General features: G+C 51.4%; 15 protein-coding genes and 1 tRNA gene. 4 read left to right on the top strand and 12 right to left on the bottom strand.

Features of this window, described 5'->3' with window-relative positions; all coding sequences use genetic code 11:
* Nucleotides 1-47 precede the first annotated feature (47 nt).
* Together WMO29_RS01385 and WMO29_RS01380 are read left to right on the top strand one after the other, a co-directional pair.
* Nucleotides 48-719, top strand: coding sequence for an ABC transporter ATP-binding protein (locus tag WMO29_RS01385; protein WP_006858253.1), 672 nt, complete (start codon nucleotides 48-50; stop codon nucleotides 717-719).
* Nucleotides 720-734: 15 nt separating this feature from the next.
* A complete protein-coding gene (locus WMO29_RS01380; protein ID WP_349163434.1) occupies nucleotides 735-3380 on the top strand; it encodes an ABC transporter permease in 2646 nt (881 codons plus the stop codon).
* A 51-nt stretch (nucleotides 3381-3431) separates the two neighbouring features.
* Here the strand turns inward: WMO29_RS01380 and WMO29_RS01375 are convergent, their stop codons facing one another.
* From WMO29_RS01375 to WMO29_RS01345, 7 genes are all read right to left on the bottom strand, one after another.
* Entirely contained in the window at nucleotides 3432-3677 is a 246-nt protein-coding gene (locus WMO29_RS01375; RefSeq protein ID WP_021683568.1) for a DUF6061 family protein, read from the bottom strand.
* 24 nt (nucleotides 3678-3701) lie between these two features.
* On the bottom strand, nucleotides 3702-5366 hold the full coding sequence (gene rlmD, locus WMO29_RS01370) for a 23S rRNA (uracil(1939)-C(5))-methyltransferase RlmD (protein ID WP_349163433.1): 1665 nt from the start codon (nucleotides 5364-5366) through the stop codon (nucleotides 3702-3704).
* Nucleotides 5367-5473: 107 nt separating this feature from the next.
* Complete coding sequence (locus WMO29_RS01365; RefSeq protein ID WP_349163432.1) at nucleotides 5474-5722, bottom strand: DUF4366 domain-containing protein; 249 nt, start codon at nucleotides 5720-5722, stop codon at nucleotides 5474-5476.
* Nucleotides 5723-5821: 99 nt separating this feature from the next.
* On the bottom strand, nucleotides 5822-8053 hold the full coding sequence (gene pcrA, locus WMO29_RS01360) for a DNA helicase PcrA (RefSeq protein WP_349163431.1): 2232 nt from the start codon (nucleotides 8051-8053) through the stop codon (nucleotides 5822-5824).
* A 39-nt stretch (nucleotides 8054-8092) separates the two neighbouring features.
* Nucleotides 8093-9073 (bottom strand): SPFH domain-containing protein, encoded by a 981-nt coding sequence (locus WMO29_RS01355; RefSeq protein ID WP_178040016.1) that lies wholly within the window; start codon nucleotides 9071-9073, stop codon nucleotides 8093-8095.
* Complete coding sequence (locus tag WMO29_RS01350; protein ID WP_349163430.1) at nucleotides 9040-10245, bottom strand: TFIIB-type zinc ribbon-containing protein; 1206 nt, start codon at nucleotides 10243-10245, stop codon at nucleotides 9040-9042. The genes WMO29_RS01355 and WMO29_RS01350 overlap by 34 nt, the downstream gene beginning before the upstream one ends.
* A 13-nt stretch (nucleotides 10246-10258) precedes the next feature.
* Complete coding sequence (locus WMO29_RS01345; RefSeq protein ID WP_349163429.1) at nucleotides 10259-10933, bottom strand: PspA/IM30 family protein; 675 nt, start codon at nucleotides 10931-10933, stop codon at nucleotides 10259-10261.
* A gap of 169 nt (nucleotides 10934-11102) precedes the next feature.
* On the opposite strand from WMO29_RS01345, the gene WMO29_RS01340 reads away from it, so the two are divergent.
* The gene (locus WMO29_RS01340) at nucleotides 11103-11729 is read left to right on the top strand and encodes a DUF1836 domain-containing protein (RefSeq protein ID WP_349163428.1); all 627 of its coding nucleotides are present in this window, start codon (nucleotides 11103-11105) and stop codon (nucleotides 11727-11729) included.
* 148 nt (nucleotides 11730-11877) lie between these two features.
* Here the strand turns inward: WMO29_RS01340 and WMO29_RS01335 are convergent.
* Nucleotides 11878-11950, bottom strand: a tRNA-Thr gene (locus tag WMO29_RS01335).
* Between the two features lie 200 nt (nucleotides 11951-12150).
* Between WMO29_RS01335 and WMO29_RS01330 the strand changes: the two genes are divergently transcribed.
* On the top strand, nucleotides 12151-13242 hold the full coding sequence (locus WMO29_RS01330; RefSeq protein WP_349163427.1) for a PucR family transcriptional regulator: 1092 nt from the start codon (nucleotides 12151-12153) through the stop codon (nucleotides 13240-13242).
* A gap of 113 nt (nucleotides 13243-13355) precedes the next feature.
* Here the strand turns inward: WMO29_RS01330 and WMO29_RS01325 are convergent, their stop codons facing one another.
* The 4 genes from WMO29_RS01325 to rlmB all read right to left on the bottom strand — a co-directional run bounded on the left by WMO29_RS01325 (nucleotide 13356) and on the right by rlmB (nucleotide 17852).
* The gene (locus tag WMO29_RS01325) at nucleotides 13356-14549 is read right to left on the bottom strand and encodes a S1C family serine protease (RefSeq protein ID WP_349163426.1); all 1194 of its coding nucleotides are present in this window, start codon (nucleotides 14547-14549) and stop codon (nucleotides 13356-13358) included.
* A gap of 302 nt (nucleotides 14550-14851) precedes the next feature.
* Nucleotides 14852-16456, bottom strand: a complete 1605-nt coding sequence (locus WMO29_RS01320; RefSeq protein ID WP_349163425.1) for a VanZ family protein — start codon at nucleotides 16454-16456, stop codon at nucleotides 14852-14854.
* A 67-nt stretch (nucleotides 16457-16523) separates the two neighbouring features.
* Nucleotides 16524-17105 carry a sigma-70 family RNA polymerase sigma factor gene (locus WMO29_RS01315; RefSeq protein ID WP_349163424.1) on the bottom strand — a complete coding sequence of 194 codons (582 nt, stop codon included), beginning with the start codon at nucleotides 17103-17105 and terminating at the stop codon, nucleotides 16524-16526.
* 3 nt (nucleotides 17106-17108) lie between these two features.
* Nucleotides 17109-17852 (bottom strand): 23S rRNA (guanosine(2251)-2'-O)-methyltransferase RlmB, encoded by a 744-nt coding sequence (gene rlmB, locus WMO29_RS01310; RefSeq protein WP_349163423.1) that lies wholly within the window; start codon nucleotides 17850-17852, stop codon nucleotides 17109-17111.

Raw genomic sequence — 17852 nt, 5'->3', positions numbered from 1 at the left:
ATCATTTCCTTTCATACATACAGATTTTTTCATGGAGGTACTCATTTATGGAAGTTTTACAGGCAAAAAACCTGAAAAAGATTTATGGCTCCGGCAATAACGCAGTTCATGCGTTGGATGGAGTTGATTTAAGTGTAAAGAAGGGCGAATTTGTTGCAATTGTCGGCACATCCGGCTCCGGCAAATCCACGCTGCTGCACATGCTGGGCGGGCTGGATCGCCCTACAAGTGGCACGGTCATGGTGGACGGACAGGATATTTTCTCCCTGAAGGAGGAAGCGCTGACCATCTTCCGCCGCAGGAAAATCGGCTTTGTGTTCCAAGCATATAATCTTGTTCCGGTGCTGAATGTGTATGAAAATATCGTTCTACCCATTGAGCTGGACGGTGGCAAGGTCAATAAGGATTTCGTACAGCAGATTGTACAGACACTTGGGCTGGATGATCGTCTGGATGCGCTGCCCAATCAGCTCTCCGGCGGTCAGCAGCAGCGTGTGGCAATCGCCCGTGCGCTGGCGGCAGCACCCGCTATCATTCTGGCAGATGAACCCACCGGCAATCTGGATTCCAAAACCAGCCAGGATGTATTGAGCCTTTTGAAAGTCACCAGTCAAAAGTTCGCCCAGACAATCGTAATGATCACTCACAACGAAGAAATTGCGCAGATGGCAGACCGCATTATCCGTATCGAAGATGGTCGGATCGTCTCCCAGAACTAACGGGAGGTGGCTACGATGAATGTCAAAAACAGAAAATGTATTCGAAAGCTCAGCTTAAAATCTCTTTATGCGAACCGTCGCCGCAATCTGATCGCTATTTTTGCCATTGCGCTGACAACGCTGCTATTTACGTCCATGTTCACCATTGCCTTGTCGTTGAACGCCAGCTATGAAACCTACCAGTTTCGGCAGGTAGGCGGCTATGCGCATGGCACCTTTAAGGATGTTTCCCCCGAGCAGGCGGAACGCATCGCTGCCCACCCAAAGGTGAAGGCTGCGGGGGTACGGAAGGTAATCGGTATCACTGCGGAGGGGGTCTTTGCCAAAATACCGGCAGAGATCAGCTACATGGATGCCAACTGCACTAAATGGAGCTATGCCACCCCTACTACCGGACGGATGCCCGAAAGCGGCAAAGAGGTAGCCATGGATACGGCAGCGTTGCAGCTGCTTGGCGTAACGCCGGAGCTGGGCGCCGAGGTCACGGTTTCCTATTCCATTACGGACAAGGATCAAACCGCCTTTACTGTAACAGATACCTTTACGCTGGTGGGCTATTGGGACTATGATGAACTAATGCCTGTTCATTACATCAACATCAGCCGTGATTACGCAGATGACATCGAAGCGCAGGCAGTGAAAACAGGTTTACAGCCTTTCCGCACCGATTTGAATGTCATGCTGGCCTCCGGCACAAACATTCAAGGGCAGATGGAGCAGGTGGATACCGATCTTGGCTACACATGGGACAGCTATACCGATCCCAACAGCGTCCGGATCGGCGTCAACTGGGGATATACCTCATCCCAGCTGGAGTCGAAGCTTGATCCGGAACTTGTGATCGCCATAGCAGCTTTTTTGCTGCTGGTGATTTTCACGGGGTATCTTATCATCTATAACATTTTTCAGATCTCTGTTGTAGGGGATATCCGGTTTTACGGACTTCTGAAAACCATTGGCACAACGCCCCGGCAGCTCAAACGTATCATTCGCCAGCAGGCACTTCTGCTTTGTCTGATCGGCATTCCGGCAGGGCTGCTGCTGGGCTACGGCATCGGCGCTGTTCTGGTGCCTGTTGTCTTGCGCTCCACCCAGTTGGATGCAGGCATCACCACCATCAGCACATCGCCTGTGATCTTCCTTGGTTCTATGCTGTTCGCCTTGTTGACGGTGCTTTTGTCCTGTTCCAAGCCCGGAAAAATGGCAGCTAAGGTCTCTCCGGTGGAGGCTACCAAATATACGGATGCAATGCAGACCAAGAAAAAACAGCGCAGCACCCGGGGAGCGAAGCTCCATCAGATGGCCTTTGCCAATTTGGGACGAAACAAGAAAAAGACGGTACTGGTGGTGGTGTCTCTGGCACTGTCGGTGACACTGTTCAATGCACTGTGTACCTTTGTGGGCGGCTTCAGCATGGAGAAGTATGTATCCGCCAAGACCTGCGCCGATTTTATCGTCAGCACGCCCGACTATTTCCGTTACAACTCAGCAGATGAATTCATCACGCCAGAACAGATCGGAGAGATCGCAGCAAACACAAAGGCCAGTCTTTCCGGCACGGGATATGCTGTGCGAAAACCCGCATATCTGTGGATGACGGAGGATGCTCTGCGGCAGGACTATGCATGGTTCGAAAGCGCCGAGCAGTTGGACAGCCATATGAGCCGTCTGGAGCACCGGGGCAATATGGTGATGGGAAAGACCAGAATCGAGGCTCTGGATAACAGTCTGTTTGACAAGCTGCAAGTGTTCGACGGAGATATTTCTCCCATGCTGGAGCCGGACAATAACGCCATTGCCATTGCGGTTTCCTTAGATGACTACGGTAATCTGCCCAATCTTGAATACTACCCCAAGGTGGGAGACACGATCACCGCTACCTATGCGGACGATGTGAAATATATCGACAGCCGCACCGGGGAACTCTGCACCGAAGATACACCGGAGGAGTACCTTCAGGAAAAACTGTATGGAGCCAGAGATGTAGCGTACACGGTCTGCGCCTTGGTAGAGCTTCCGTATTCCATGAGTTATCGTTATGGTGGTATTGGATATGAGACAGTTTTGTCTGTGGATACCGCACAGCGGGACAGCGGTGGTGCGGCCATTCCGCTGCTCTACCTGTTCGACACAGCGGACGAAGTTGACGAGGCCGAAGCAGAGCAATATCTATCGAAGCTCACTGCCGGTGAGTTTTCGCCCTTGATGTATGAAAGCAAGGCCACGGCTCGCTCTGAATTTGCTCAGTTCCGGCAGATGTTCCTTCTGATAGGTGGTATCCTCTGTGCTATCATTGGGCTGGTGGGACTCTTAAATTTCTTCAACGCCATGATGACCGGTATTCTTTCCCGCCGCCGTGAATTTGCTGTGCTTCAGGCTGTAGGAATGACAAACCGGCAGCTCAAAACCATGCTGATCTACGAGGGGTTGTTTTACGCAATGTCTTCTGTAGCGGCGGCCTTTATTCTGTCGCTGGCGGTGGGACCTCTTGCGGGAAAAATGCTGGGCAGTATGTTCTGGTTCTTTGAGTATCGATTCACCATTCTGCCTGTCCTGCTGACAATTCCGGTATTTCTTCTGCTGGGGTGGCTGATTCCTTGCATGATGTATGACAACGCAGCGAAATGCAGTGTTGTAGAGCAATTAAGGGATGCTCAATAACTGTTAAGCAAAAAACGGCCCTCTGCCAAGGAAAAGGCAGAGGGCTGAGTTTTAATCTAAGGGTTTACATTCAGTTACAGTTTTTAGATAAATTTCGGGATCACCGTTCAAGATCAAGTCTGCATATCCAACCGGATCATTGTAGATTAGATAATCCAGTTCTGACCGTTGATACATATTGTCAGCAACCTCATTCTCCACGGCGATGGTATCAATGGCAATCATGCTGCCATCTAAAAATTTCAGTTCCACACAAGCGGTATCCATGTTAAACTCACAAGAAATCAATCTATCCATAAGAAACCTCCATTTTGCGGGATGTTAGATCATCCCAAAATATTTGAATGCTTCTCGGATTGCTTTCTCTTTTTCCGGCGGACACTGGGGCTGTCTGGAATCCTCGGACTTCGGCAGATTATAGTTCTTACCAACCCCAATCCCACATTTTCGTTTAATCTGTGAGATATAGAGGTTGGACACCTTTAACCCGGTATGCTCCAACACATACTCCTTGATCTGCGGATAGGTTGCCCCATCCTGAAATTCGGACATATCCATATCTTCCAAAGAGAACTCAACCCGAATCTTTTTCGAGTCGACTTCGCCCTTGGAAAGCAAGACAACCGTCTCAACATTCCCCGTAAACGGGAACATATCCACTCCCACGCATTTCTCCACCTGATAGCCTCTCCCCTGCAGCATCTCCAAATCCCTCACCAAACTGGTCGGTTTACAGCTGATATAGACAATCCGGTTTACGCCGAAATCAATGATCTTCTGCAGCGCCTTGGGGTGAATTCCGTCCCGGGGCGGATCCAGCACAATGAGATCCGGCTTATCTGTCAGCTCATCGATAACCTTCAGCACATCGCCGGCGATAAAGGAACAGTTGGACAGGCCGTTCAGCCGGGCATTCACTTTGGCGGCTTCCACAGCCTCCTCCACGATTTCCACGCCCACTACCTTTTTGGCCACCGGAGCCAGCATCTGGGCGATGGTGCCGGTGCCGCTGTACAGGTCGAAGATCACACGATCGTCCGTCTCTCCGATATAGCTCCGGGCGGTCTCGTAGAGCAGCTCCGCACCCAGGGAGTTGGTCTGGAAAAAGGAGAAGGGCGAGATCTTGAAGCGCAGTCCCAGAAGCTCCTCGTAGAAATAATCCCGTCCATACAGAAGCTCGGTCCGGTCGTTCTGCACCACATCTGCCAGACTGTCGTTGTGGGTATGCAGAATGCCCACAATCTCCCCCTCCAGCGGAAGCGCCCGCAGCTCCTCCGCCCAGGACTGATCCGCCGTCAACGCGCTATAGTCGCTGCCATCCTCACGAAGATGCTGCGTTGTGGTAATCAGATCCACCAGAATCTCCCCGGTATTCGCCGCTTTTCGCACCAGCAGATGGCGCAGATACCCGGTGTGGCGCAGTCTGTGATAGAAGGGTAACTTTTTCTTTTCAAAATGCTCCAGCACACAGCAGAGAATCTTCCGGAAATCCGCATCCACAATCTGACACTTGTCTGCCGTTACGATGTCGTAGAAGCTGCCTCTTTTGTGCATACCGAGAGCCAGCGGGCCGTCCTTTTCCTCATCGCCGAAGGAGAACTCCATCTTATTGCGGTACTCCAGCTGTCTCGGGCTGCTCTTCACGCCTTCAAATACATAGGGGGCTGTAATCGCGCCGTCCAGAAGTTCCTTAAGCTGCCCTTCTTTTAAGAGCCTCTGATCTTCGTAGGACAAATTCTGCCAGGTACATCCGCCGCAGTTTGCAAAATGGGGACAGACAGGCGTAATCTCATTGGCCGCAGGCTCCAGAATCTGAAGAAGCTGTCCCTCGCCTACACCTTTTCGCACCTTTTTAAGCCGAAATCTGATTTTCTGCCCCGGTAATGTATTTTTCACCGCCACGCGGCGATCTTCCACTGTCACAATTCCTTTATTCGGAAACTCCGTCTTTTCGACGATTCCCTCGTAAATTTCACCTTTTTTCATAAACTTCCTCTTTCTGTCACAAAATCCAAAACAGAGAACCGAAAAAGAGTGTCTCAAAACATCTGTTCCGTCCTGAGACACTCTTCGCTCACTTCTGTTTCTTTTTCTTATTCTTCCTCGTCATCGAAGAAATCATCGTCAAACTCATCGTCATCGAAGTCATCTTCGAACTCATCCAGATAGGACGGTGCAAAGAAACGATATACTGCATAGGCGATTCCTGCCACTGCCGCTACCGCTCCGATCACTGCCAGAATCCAGAGAACCGTGTTCTTGTTCTTCTCCTCGATCTCTTTCTTGTGAATCAGTTCATTTAATTTGGTTGCTGTCAGAAAATCTTCCATCTTATTATTCATCGTTCCTACATCCTTTCCGCAGACTGCCGCTTGTTTTAGATATTATATCATATTCCCTTTTAAAATACTATGGGTTCCGTCAAAAAAATGCGATTCAGGTCAATACACCTTCTGAAGCTTGGCAAAGGAGGCGAACAGCTTCTTCACACCCGCCACATCGAAGTTCACGCGCACCTCATAGTCCTTGGCGCCTTCGATAATCTCAAGCACCGTACCCTCGCCAAAACGGATATGCTTCACCCGGTCTCCCACGCTGTAGTCCAGATGGGACGCCTTGGTAGCCGCTACCATTTTGGACTGAATGGGCTTGGTCCGAAGACTTTTTCTGGCCTCCAGCATAGCCTGTCTGCGCTGGTTGATGCGCTGCTCCTTAGCCTCTTTTGCCCTCTGTCCCGGGCTTTCGGTCTTATTTTCCAGATACTCGTCCGGAATCTCCTTGACGAAGCGGGAAATCATATTGTACTGGACCTCCCCCCGCAGCATACGCTGTCTGGCCGCCGTCATGGTCAGCTCCTTCTTGGCGCGGGTGATACCCACATAGCAGAGACGACGCTCCTCTTCTATCTCCTCCTGGGGATTATCGGCCACAATGGACATGTAACTGGGGAACAGTCCCTCCTCCATGCCGACCATATAGACATAGGGAAACTCCAGACCCTTGGCGCTGTGAAGCGTCATCAGCACCACATGATTGCTCTCCTCCTCCAGGTTATCGATATCAGCCACCAGAGCCACTTCCTCCAGGAAGCCGCTGAGGGACGGATTCTCCGCATTTTCATCATAATCCTTGACCTTGCTCATGAGCTCGTCGATATTCTCCAGACGGGCCTCCGACTCATCGGTGCCCTCCAGGATCAGCTCTCTGCGGTAACCGGTCTCCTCCAGAATAGTCTCCAGAAGCTCACTGACCTTCGCATGCTCCTGCTTGGCCCTGAGGGTCTGAATCAGCACTGTAAAAGGCAGCACCTTGGACGCGCCACGGCCAATGCCCGGAATCTGCTCCGCGTTCAGAAGGGCCTCATAAAAGCCCATATCGTTGGCCACGGCATATTCACCCACACGGCTTAAAGTTGTCGCGCCGATGCCCCGTTTGGGCACGTTGATGATGCGGCGCACGGCCACCTCGTCACGGCCATTGTCCACGGTCTTTAAGTAAGCCAGCAGATCCTTGATCTCCTTGCGGGCATAGAAATTGACGCCGCCGATGATCTTATAGGGGATATTTGCGTAAATCAGCTTTTCCTCAAAGAGGCGGGACTGGGCGTTGGTGCGGTAGAGGATCGCATGATCTTTATACTCTGCCTCCTCCTTCTGGATATGGCTGGTAATATTGCCAATGACATGCTCCGCCTCCTCAAAGGCATTCTGGAACTGCCGGAAGCGCACCGGCACACCTGCGTCATTATCCGTCCACAGCCGCTTGTCCTTCCGACCCTGGTTATGGTGAATGACCTCGTTGGCCGCGTTCAGAATATTGCTGGTGGAACGGTAGTTCTGCTCCAGCTTGATGACCTTCGCGTCCGGAAATACCTGCTCAAAGTTCAGGATATTCATGATATTCGCGCCACGAAACCGGTAAATAGACTGATCGTCGTCACCCACCACACAGAGATTCTGATACTTTGCCGCCAACAGGCTTACCAGCTTAAACTGGGCTGTATTGGTATCCTGATACTCGTCCACCATGATATAGCGGAACCGCTCCTGATAAAAATCCAGCACATCCGGACAGTTCTGGAACAACTCCACAGTCTTCATAATCAGATCGTCGAAATCCAGCGCGTTATTCTTATGAAGCTGAGCCTGGTATTCCGCATAGACCCCGGCGATCTTCTGCTGATTCCAGTCGCTGCCCGCATCCAGCTGCATCTGCACCGGATTCATCAGCTCATCCTTTGCATGGGAAATAGCGCCGAGAAGCATCCTTTCTTTATAGATCTTCGTGTCGATCTGCAGCTTTTTGCAGACCTCCTTCATCACCGACTTCTGGTCATCTGTATCGTAGATGGAAAATGAGGTGTCATAGCCTAGCCGATCGATATAGCGCCGCAAAATCCGCACACAGGTGGAATGGAAGGTACTGACCCAGATACTGTCGCTGCCAAGGCCCACCAGCTTGTCTACGCGTTCCCGCATCTCCCCTGCCGCCTTATTGGTAAAGGTAATAGCCAGAATATTCCAGGGCGCAACACCCTGCTCTATCAGATATGCCACCCTGTGCGTCAGCACACGGGTCTTGCCGGAACCGGCTCCCGCCAAAATCAGAAGCGGTCCTTCGGTATGAAGCACCGCTTCTTTTTGTTCCGGGTTCAAAAGATCATAACTACTCATAACTCTCTTTATCTCCCTGTCTCGTTACATTCCGCCCTTTTATACCAGCTTCTGTCCGCAATTGGGGCAGAAATTCGCTCCATTGGTCTTCGTACCGCAGTTGGGACAGAAATTCGGAGCTGTACCGCCTGCTGCCGCGCCCTGATTCGGAACCGCGGTCTGCTGTGCGCCGCCGTTCATGGCCTGTGCCATCTGAGACGCCATCTGCTGGCCCATGGCCATTCCCATGGCCATACCGGCCATATCGGAAGCGGTTCCGCCGCCCTGACCCTTAGCCATCGCCTCGCCCATGGCTACCTGCTGGAAGCGTCCCACATCACCAATCATGCTCTGGGCCGCCGCCTTCTCAGCCATCTTCTGGACTTCCTCCGGATAGTTGAAGCTGGAAATCGCGAAGCTGGCAATGCTGATACCAATCTTACTCATCTCCATGTCCAAATCCTCCCGGATACCACGGCCAATGGCGTCCGCGTTGGCCTGAAGATTGAACATATCTTTGCCTTCCTTTGAAATCCATTTCATCAGAAGCTGATCCAGCATACCGATGATGCGCTCCCGCACATCCTCCACAGAATACTGCTGCTTGATGCCCGCTACCTTTTCAATCAGAGCGTCGTAATCGGATACCTTGCACGCGAAGGTACCGAAAGCCCGGATGGGCATACCGCCCGGAAGTCCCGGTGTCGGAATCAGTACCGGACTCTTGGTTCCCCATTTTACCAGCACCTCTTTGGTATTGATAAACAGCACTTCCGCCCGCAGGCCGCTGTTAAAACCGAACTTGAATCCCTTTAAGGTAGACAGGAACGGAATGATCGCCGATTCAATGTCGTAGCTTCCCTCGTCCCGGAAGATACCCTCTACCTTGCCGTTGTAGAGGAAAATCGCGTCCTGGCCCGGACGGATAATCAGCCGGCTTCCTTTCTTAATCTCCTTGTTGCTCCATTTCCAGAAGAGCATATCATCCCGGAATTCCTGCCATTCTACTACATTGGCAAACTGTCCGCTAAATAATCCCATGTCACTGCCTCCTCATTTTCTTCCTGCAGGGTTATCGGCCCCTCTGCCTGGCTGTCCGCCGTCAGAAGCACGCTCTCAGTCGGAACTGCGCGCATGCCGTAATAGCTGTCGTCACTACCGGTGCTGAACAGGTAAATCAGGAATATCACCGCCAGAATACCCAGAATAATCGCTATGATTTTCGCCGGGCTCTTCGGATAATCGCCCTCTACCCTGCCGCTCTGACCGTTGATCAGAACGTGATATTTCTTACCCTTATAGGTATATGCCGTAGCGTAAACCGGAAGCATCACATGCTTGTAGGTCTCGTCGCTGTAGCTGGCGCGCACGCTCACGCCCCGCACTTCATCGTAGCGGCGCAGCACATCCTGCCGGGCCATTTCTTCCAGATTAAACTCCATGTACTGTCTGGCGTCGCTGTGGGCGTCATCCAGATCCACGGTATAGACCTCCGCGTTGTAACCCGAGAAATACTCCGGGGAATACGAGGCCACCTGCGTCAGACCGAAGCTTCCGACCCGGTCCAACAGATTTCTTTTCAGGCTCTTTGACGCCGGAATCAGTACGTCGTCAAAAAAGTGCCGGATACTGCCGGAAGTGGGATACCAATCCACTACCGTCTCCTGCACGGTCTTGCCATCCGGCCCCTTCCGTGTCACGGTACGTCTGCGCCCGCCCTGAGCCGTATAGCGGGCGTCTGCCTTCGCATCAAAGGTCCAGTAGGGCAGATAGATGCCCTGAAGCTTCTCCTGCTGATACAGGTGCTTCAGCTCGCCCGGAGCCATCCAGCGGCCCTTCAGCCATTTTCGGAACAGCTCGCCCACCCGGTTTCGGTCTATCTGGAAGGGCAGTACGCCGTCGGGAATGATGGCGTCCTCCTGCTTGTCGGCCAACACATACTTGGAACCGCAATAGGGACAGCTGGTAGCCGTACTGTTGGCCGCCACCTCAATTTTCGCGCCGCAGCCCTTACAGATCATGGTCTGGCTCTTTTTCTCCGACGCTGTGATAGTCTGCATGGCGTGACGGGTCAGACTGTGCTCTACAATCTTTTTCTTATCATTTTTTATCTTTGTCTCTGTGCCGCAGTTGGGGCATTTGAGACTCTGAGAGGCGGCGTCAAATTCCATAACGCCGCCACAGTTTTCACAGTAGTAAATTTTGTTATCCATCGATGTTCCCAGCTTATAATCCCATCTTTGCCTTCAGCGCTGCCAGCTCGTCATCCACATCGGATGCTGTGCTGTCATATTTCTTGGTCAGATCGTCGATGCTTCCCTCTTTCTTATTGAGTTCAGACATGGCGTTGGCCTCATCCAGCATCTTGTCCGCCTTGGCTTCCATCTTCTCAAATGCTGCGATGGCGTCGCCTGCGCCCGCTACGCTGGAACCGATCCTGTTCAGCTTCTCCTGGGTCTTCGCTACTGCCACCTTGGTCTTAATCGCATCGCGCTTGGACTCCAGGGTCTCCATATCCTTCACCAGCTTATCATGCATCTCCTTCATCTGAACCGCGTTGGCTGCCGCTGCCTCATAGGACTTCTGAAGGCTCTCCTGCTTCTTCGTCAGATCCGCTTTTTTCTCCAGGAACTGGCGCGCGTCGCCCTCATTGCCTGCCAGAAGGGCTTTCTCCGCGTACTTCTGCATCTTCTCCACTTCTGCGCCGCACTCGTCCAGTTCTCTCTTGGCCTTGGTCTCAGCCGCCATCACAGCCGCTGTCTCAGCCTTCACTTTTCCCAGATCACTTTCAACCTCACGCAGATACTGATCGATCATTTTCTCCGGATCCTCTGCCTTGTCCAGCAGCGCATTGATGTTCGCTGACATGATATCCCCAAATCTTTTTAAAATGTTAGCCATTTTATCCTCCTTCTGCAGAAACTAAAAGTTTGTCTGCCCCTTAGTGGTTTCTATTATATTACAATTTTCGTCTCCTGTCATTCCTTTTCTGCATCTTAAAAAAACTTTAAATATTTACCTCTTGTCATATAGTTTTGAATACTATATAATAGGTTCCGAGGTGATACCTATGACAATAGACAGTCAAAATCTCCTGGAGAGCATTCTGGAAAGTCTGGATCGGATCGACTATATCCATCCGGAAGACATCCCGGGCATCGATCTTTACATGGATCAGGTGACGACCTTTATGGACAGCCAGTTAAAGAGCTCCAAACGGTATGAAGATGACAAGATTCTGACGAAGACCATGATTAACAACTACGCCAAGAACCGTCTGCTTCCCCCGCCCGAGAAGAAGAAATATTCCAAAGAGCACATGCTGCTCCTGATTTTTATCTATTATTTTAAAAATATTCTCTCTATCAGTGATATTCAGAATCTGCTGACGCCGCTGACGGACAAGTACTTCCATACAGACCATGCGTTTCAGCTGGACCGCATCTATGACGAGGTCTTCTGCCTGGAAAAAGAACAGCTTGAGGATCTCAAAAAGGATCTGGTTCAGAAATATCAGGTTTCCGAGCAGACCTTTCCCGACGCGTCCGACGAGGATAAGCAGTTCCTGCAGCTCTTCTCCTTCATCTGTCTGCTGAGCTTCGACGTCTATATGAAAAAGGCCGTGATCGAACGGCTGGTAGATCAGCTGCCGAAGCCGGATCCGAAGCATGACAAAAAGAAAAAAGAAACGACCTGATAAAAGCAGAAAACAAAAGAGAACTTCCAATCGCATTGGTGATTCCGGAGTTCTCTTTTTTCGTCCGTCGCGTACCAAACCGTACCGCTTTTCAAAAACAAAAAAACGGAAAACCTTCATCTTAAAGGTTTTCCGTAATTTTTCGACAAGCTGCTGACGGGAATCGGACCCGTGACCTCCGCACTACCAATGCGACGCTCTACCGACTGAGCCACAGCAGCGTTTTTAATGTCTTGCGCAACGCGCTAGATTATAGTACCATCACTTTCAGGTAATGTCAAGCGTTAAAATGAAATTTTTTCAAAAAATTTTATTTAGCTATTTTCCGGGCAGTTTTTGGTCATTTTGACGAAAAAGATCTTTCCAGATATCAAAGAGGCATGTTATAATCGAACCAATGAAACCATGGAGGTGTATTAATATGATTTCCCATCAGGTGATACAGTCAAGTCTGGAAGAGCTGCGCGGTATAACAAGAATTGATCTCTGCGTACTGGAGACAGACGGAAGCCAGGTTGCATCCACCTTCGACGCATCAGGCATAACCCTGGAAATGACCCGGAGCTTCGCTCAGTCTCCGGCAGAAGGGCAGAATCTTCAGGGATGTCATTTCTTTAAAGTATATGATGAAGGCATTCTCGCGTACATCCTGCTTGCAAAAGGCAGCGGCGACGACGCATACATGATAGGCAAAGTGGCAGTCAGTGAGCTTCAGAACCTGATTGTAGCCTATAAGGAACGCTACGATCGCAATAACTTTATCCAGAACCTGCTGCTGGACAACCTATTGCTGGTAGATATCTACAGCCAGGCCAAAAAGCTCCACATCCAGACCGAAGCCATGCGTGTAGTTTATCTGATCGAGACCCGCGACGAAAAGGACGTCATGGCACTGGAAGCTGTGCGAAGCGTCTTCGCACCCAAGTCCCAGGATATTATAACTGCCGTAGATCAGAAAAATATCGTTGTTGTAAAATCCGTCGGCGAAGAGGACACTTATGACACACTGGATGAAATAGCCGTAATGCTGGCCGGTATGCTGAATACCGACGAAGACAGTTCCCGCATCCGCGTCGCCTACGGAACCATGGTCAGTCAGATCCGCGACCTGTCCAAATCCTACAAAGAAGCGAAAATGGCTCTGGAGGTGGGTAAAATTTTCTACCCGGAAGCCACGGTAAACGCCTACCACACCCTGGGCATCGGCCGCCTGATCTATCAGCTTCCCCAGCCCCTGTGCGAAATGTTCATGCAGGAAGTATTCCATGAGAATACACCGGACACCTTCGATGAAGAAACCCTGTCCACCATCGAAAAATTCTTTGAAAACAACCTGAACGTCTCCGAGACCGCCCGCCAGCTTTTCGTCCATCGCAACACCCTGGTATACCGTCTCGAAAAACTCCAGAAAACCACCGGCCTGGATATCCGCGTCTTCGAAGACGCCCTGACCTTCAAGATTGCGCTCATGGTAGCGAGCTACATGAAGTATCTGGAAAAAGAACAGTTATAGCATCGTAAACTATCGAATTCTCAATACACCTACAGGACCTGCCACCGGCAGCTCCTTACGGATACTTCGTAACAGAAAAACGGCGTCTGAGGCGCCGTTTTTCGTCCGTCCGCTTATTTACTCTGTCCCAGCGTCACTGTCGCAGTTTTCTCAGCATACTGCCCATTCTCCCGGGTGCTATAGGTAATTTCCACCTGCTCCCCAGTCTTATAGTAAGCAAGCTGCTCTTTCAGATCAGCCAGAGCAGATACGCTGGTTCCGTCGAATTTGGTGATGATATCGCCCTTCTGCAGACCGACCTGCTCTGCAGCACTGCCTGTCTCCACCGATGTGATATAGACGCCCTTCGGCATATCATAAGCCTGTGACACCTCGCTGGTCACATCCTGGCCGCTGATGCCAAGGAAGCCCCTCTCTCCTTCAGCCGCCTTCTCGGTTCTCACCTGACGGTTCATCAGGTTCTCAATGATATCCACCACGTCGTCCACCGGAATGGCGTAACCCATACCCTCTACCGATGTATCAGAATACTTTGCAGAGTTAATTCCAACTAACTGGCCGGACATATTCAGAAGTGCGCCGCCGCTGTTGCCCGGGTTGATGGCTGCATCCGTCTGAATCAGGGTGTTGGCGGTATTATCAATGGTAACCTCTCGGTTCAGGGCACTGACGATGCCCGTCGTTACCGACTGTCCATAGCCCAGCGCATTGCCGATGGCTACCACCTGCTCGCCCACCTCCAGGTTGGAGGAACTGCCGATTTCAATAACCTTGATAGCGGAAAGGGTATCCTCGGATAAATCACTTAACTTCACTGCAATCACCGCAATATCATGATCCGCGTCCGTTCCCCTCACAGCAGCCTCCGCCACACTCTCATCCACAAAGCCCACACTCAAATCCTGCGCGCCGCTGACTACATGGTTATTGGTGACCATCAGAAGCTCCGTATCGGTCTTACCGATGATGATGCCGGAGCCGCTGCTCTCGCTTTCATAAGCCTGTGTCTGGCCGAACATGCTCTGCATTTCCTGGACGCTCTTATTCGTAATGGCTACCAGGGACGGCATAGCCGCCTCCGCGATAGTGGATACGCTTGCGCTACTGTCCGTATCGGTACCTGCAGCATCTGTGGAGCTGCTGCTGACCGCGCTTGCGATATTCAGCTCCGCTTTATCGGTGGCTGTCACTGTTCCACCATTTGCTTTGTTATACAGATAATTGCTGCCCTGGAAGGCTGTGCTTGCCAGCACGCCGAATGCCAGAGCCATTGCTGCAAATTTACTTCCCTTTTTTATGTTTCCCATATTTAATACCTCCTCAAATCAGGTTTGTCTGCTTTGTTTCATTTGATGAGGTCATTATAAAAAACATCTGTGATGCAATTGTGGTGTTTTTATGTAGAAAATGTGGTATTCCTGTGTCTTTTCTGTGTTTTATTCTCCATTATTTGACCGGCAGTAAGAGAGAATCCTGCTTTGCAGGATTCTCCGCCGCAGTGCGATAATGTTTTTTATGTAATAGGGGATTCTATCGGAATTTCCTATTACATAAAAATATAACCCGGGGACATTCTCACGCCTCCGGGCTATCCGCTCTTTTTATGCTGCTATTCTTCCGCAGGCGTGTCTTCTCCGGTATCCCCGGAATCACCCGCCACATAGTCAAATAAGATCTTTGCGTCCTTATACCGGCCCGGATCCCCGTCCTGCATCAGTACCGCGATATAAGTCTTACCGGCAATCTCAGCCGCTGCTACCAGGCATTTTACATCATTGAAGCTGCCGGTCTTCATCCCGATAGCTCCCTCGTAATAATACTCGCCGGATGGCTGAATCAGCTCGTTGGTATTCTTATAAGTCAAATCCAGGTTGTCAAACAGGCCGCGGTAGGATTTCGCGCCGCAGAGCTTCTTAATGGTATCATTTTTCAGACATTCCCGCGCAATCCGAACCATATCCCGGGCGCAGCTGTACTGACCGTCCGCCTGGTCGCCGTCCGGCGTCAGAAAATTGGAATTCTCCAGATTGAGCTCTGTTCCCAGATCCTTTTCCGCATCCAGAAAGGCCTGCAATGCCTCGTCCACCGACGCGCTGTCATTGCCCAGAATCTTCCGTCCGGTGTAGGTCGCCAGCGCGTAAGCCGCATCATTGCCGGAAGGAATCAGCATAGCACCCAGAAAAGTCTCCACAGTTCCGGTGGTGCCCTCTTTCAGGCTCGCGTTGGACGCCTGGCCGCTGATACGGGTAATTTCCTCCCCTGCCGTCAGCTTCTCCGTCGGATCGCAGTAATTCAAGACTGTCAGGGCCGTCATCAGCTTCGTGGTGCTGGCCGGAATCTCCTGATCGGCTCCTGCCTTTTCATATAGAATCAGATCATCGTCCACGGAAAACAGCACAGCTGCTCCCGCTTCCAGGGAAAGCCCCGGCATGCTGTCCGCCTCCTTGAGCTTTTTCGCCTCTGCCTCGGCCAGACGCTTGGCCTCTGCCTCTTCCGCTGCTTTCTTCGCCTCCGCAGCTGCTTTCGCCTGCTGCTCCTCCTGAGCGCGTACCTCCTGCACCCGGGCTATTTCCAGACGTGTGCCCTGCACCATCACCGGCAGCAGCATCAGAAGAAAGACCAGCTCCAGCTCCAGACGCACCGGAGCCGGTACCTGACGCCCACGGGAACGCTTCACGGTTGCCATCCGCTCAACGCCTGTGATATTCATGCATAAAAGACCGAACAGAAAATAGCCCACAAAGCCTCCAAAGAGCGCCCATAAAATATCATCCAGCCGCACAATCATGGACGGCATGAAAAGCTGAAATACCTCAATAAAAAGCGCCGCGCTTCCGCACAGAGACAACACCTTGCCCGGATTACGGCTTCTGCGGAACAGAAACGGCACCAGGAAACCGATGGGGATATATTTCAAAAAGGCCCCAAACAGGGCTCCTACGCCGCTCTCCCTGACCATCCGTACCGTGCCATAGACGGGAATCAGATTCGTTCCCGGAAATGCAGGCTTCAGAGAGAAACCAAGCGCCGGGCTCACCGACGCGGAAAATAAGGTCAGCAGCCACCAGGCAAGCAGCGCCATACCCACTTCATGGGCCACCGGCACCCGCATCCGTCCATTCCGGTATAATAGCCGGAGCAGCACCCGGTAAATGATATATACGATAATTCCTATCAGAAAATAGGGTTTGATACTTCCGAAATATCCTGCCATAAAATCCCCTCCTTTTTCTTTTGTAACCTGAGATAAGTATAACATGTTCTGTCTCAAAAGCGGACTTTTATTTCAGAATAAATTTCTTAATTTTTCTTCGGATCCGCTGCAGCGCGTTATCGATGGACTTCGGGCTCCTCTCCAGGCCTTCCGCGATCTGTACATAGTTCTCTCCGTTCAGATAGCGCTGCAAAATTCCGTACTCCATGGGACTTAAAAGCGCCTCAATCCGATCCTGCAGGCTCTCCGCCGATTCCTGGTCGATGAGCAGCTCCTCCGGGCTTTTTCCCCGGGAACTGTCTGACACATCGTCCAGGCCTTCTGTCAGCTCCACATAGGTATTTAAAGGGCTGTGCTTCTGCCGGGACGCAGCCTGGATGGCAGTATAAAGCTGTCTTGAGATACACAGCTTCACAAAAGAGCCGAAGGAAGCCTCTTTTTCCGGCCTGTAATCCCGAATGGCCTTAAAAAGTCCCAGCATGCCCTCCTGAATCAAATCGTCGCTGTCACCGCCAATCAGGTACAGGGTACGGGCTTCTTTGCGCACCTGCCCCTTGTAGCGTTCAATCAGTACATCCATGCATTCCTGCTCGCCGCCGCGGATCCCTTCCATCAGTTCTTCGTCTGAACGTTCTTCAAGCTTTGTCATGAATTATTTTTTCATCCTCTGCCGTACAATTTCGTAGGCCAGCACGCCTGTCGCCACGGAAGCGTTCAGGGAATCAATATTTCCTTTCATGGGAACGGAAGCGATAAAGTCGCAGGACTCCCGCACCAGGCGGCTGACGCCCTCACCCTCGTTTCCAATGACCAGGCCGATGGGACCTGTCAGATTCAGGTCGTACATAGTCTCGCCGCCCATATCTGCGCAGACGAACCAAAGCCCCTGCTCCTTCAGTTCCTTAATGGTGTTGGTCAGGTTGGTGACTTTCGCCACAGGTGTGTAATTGATAGCTCCGGCTGAAGCCCGGGCCACCACCGCGGTCAGGCCTGCCGCCCGACGCTTCGGAATGATGACGCCGTGGGCACCTGCCAGGTTTGCTGTACGGATAATGGCTCCCAGATTATGGGGATCCTCAATATCGTCCAGCAGAATCAGGAAGGGATCCTCGCCCTTCTCTCTGGCATTTGCCAGCATCTCCTCGACTGTGCCGTAATCATAGGCCGCCGCCTGGGCAATGACGCCCTGATGATGTCCTGTGGCAGACATCTGATCCAGGCGCTCTTTTGCTACAAAATTGATGATGGTATCGTGTTTTCTTGCTTCTCTCTTAATGGTGTTGATGCTTCCGTCCTGACAGCCGTCCTGAACAAACAGCTTATCGATGGTCTTACCGGAGCGAAAGGCCTCCAGCACCGCATTTCTTCCCTCTATGGTCAGTTCTTCGTAATTCAT

Origin of the sequence: Laedolimicola intestinihominis, from assembly GCF_040096155.1 — a bacterium.
GTDB lineage: Bacteria > Bacillota > Clostridia > Lachnospirales > Lachnospiraceae > Laedolimicola > Laedolimicola intestinihominis.
Note: the sequence above shows the minus strand (reverse complement) of the source record. Positions and strands in the feature narration are given on the sequence as shown.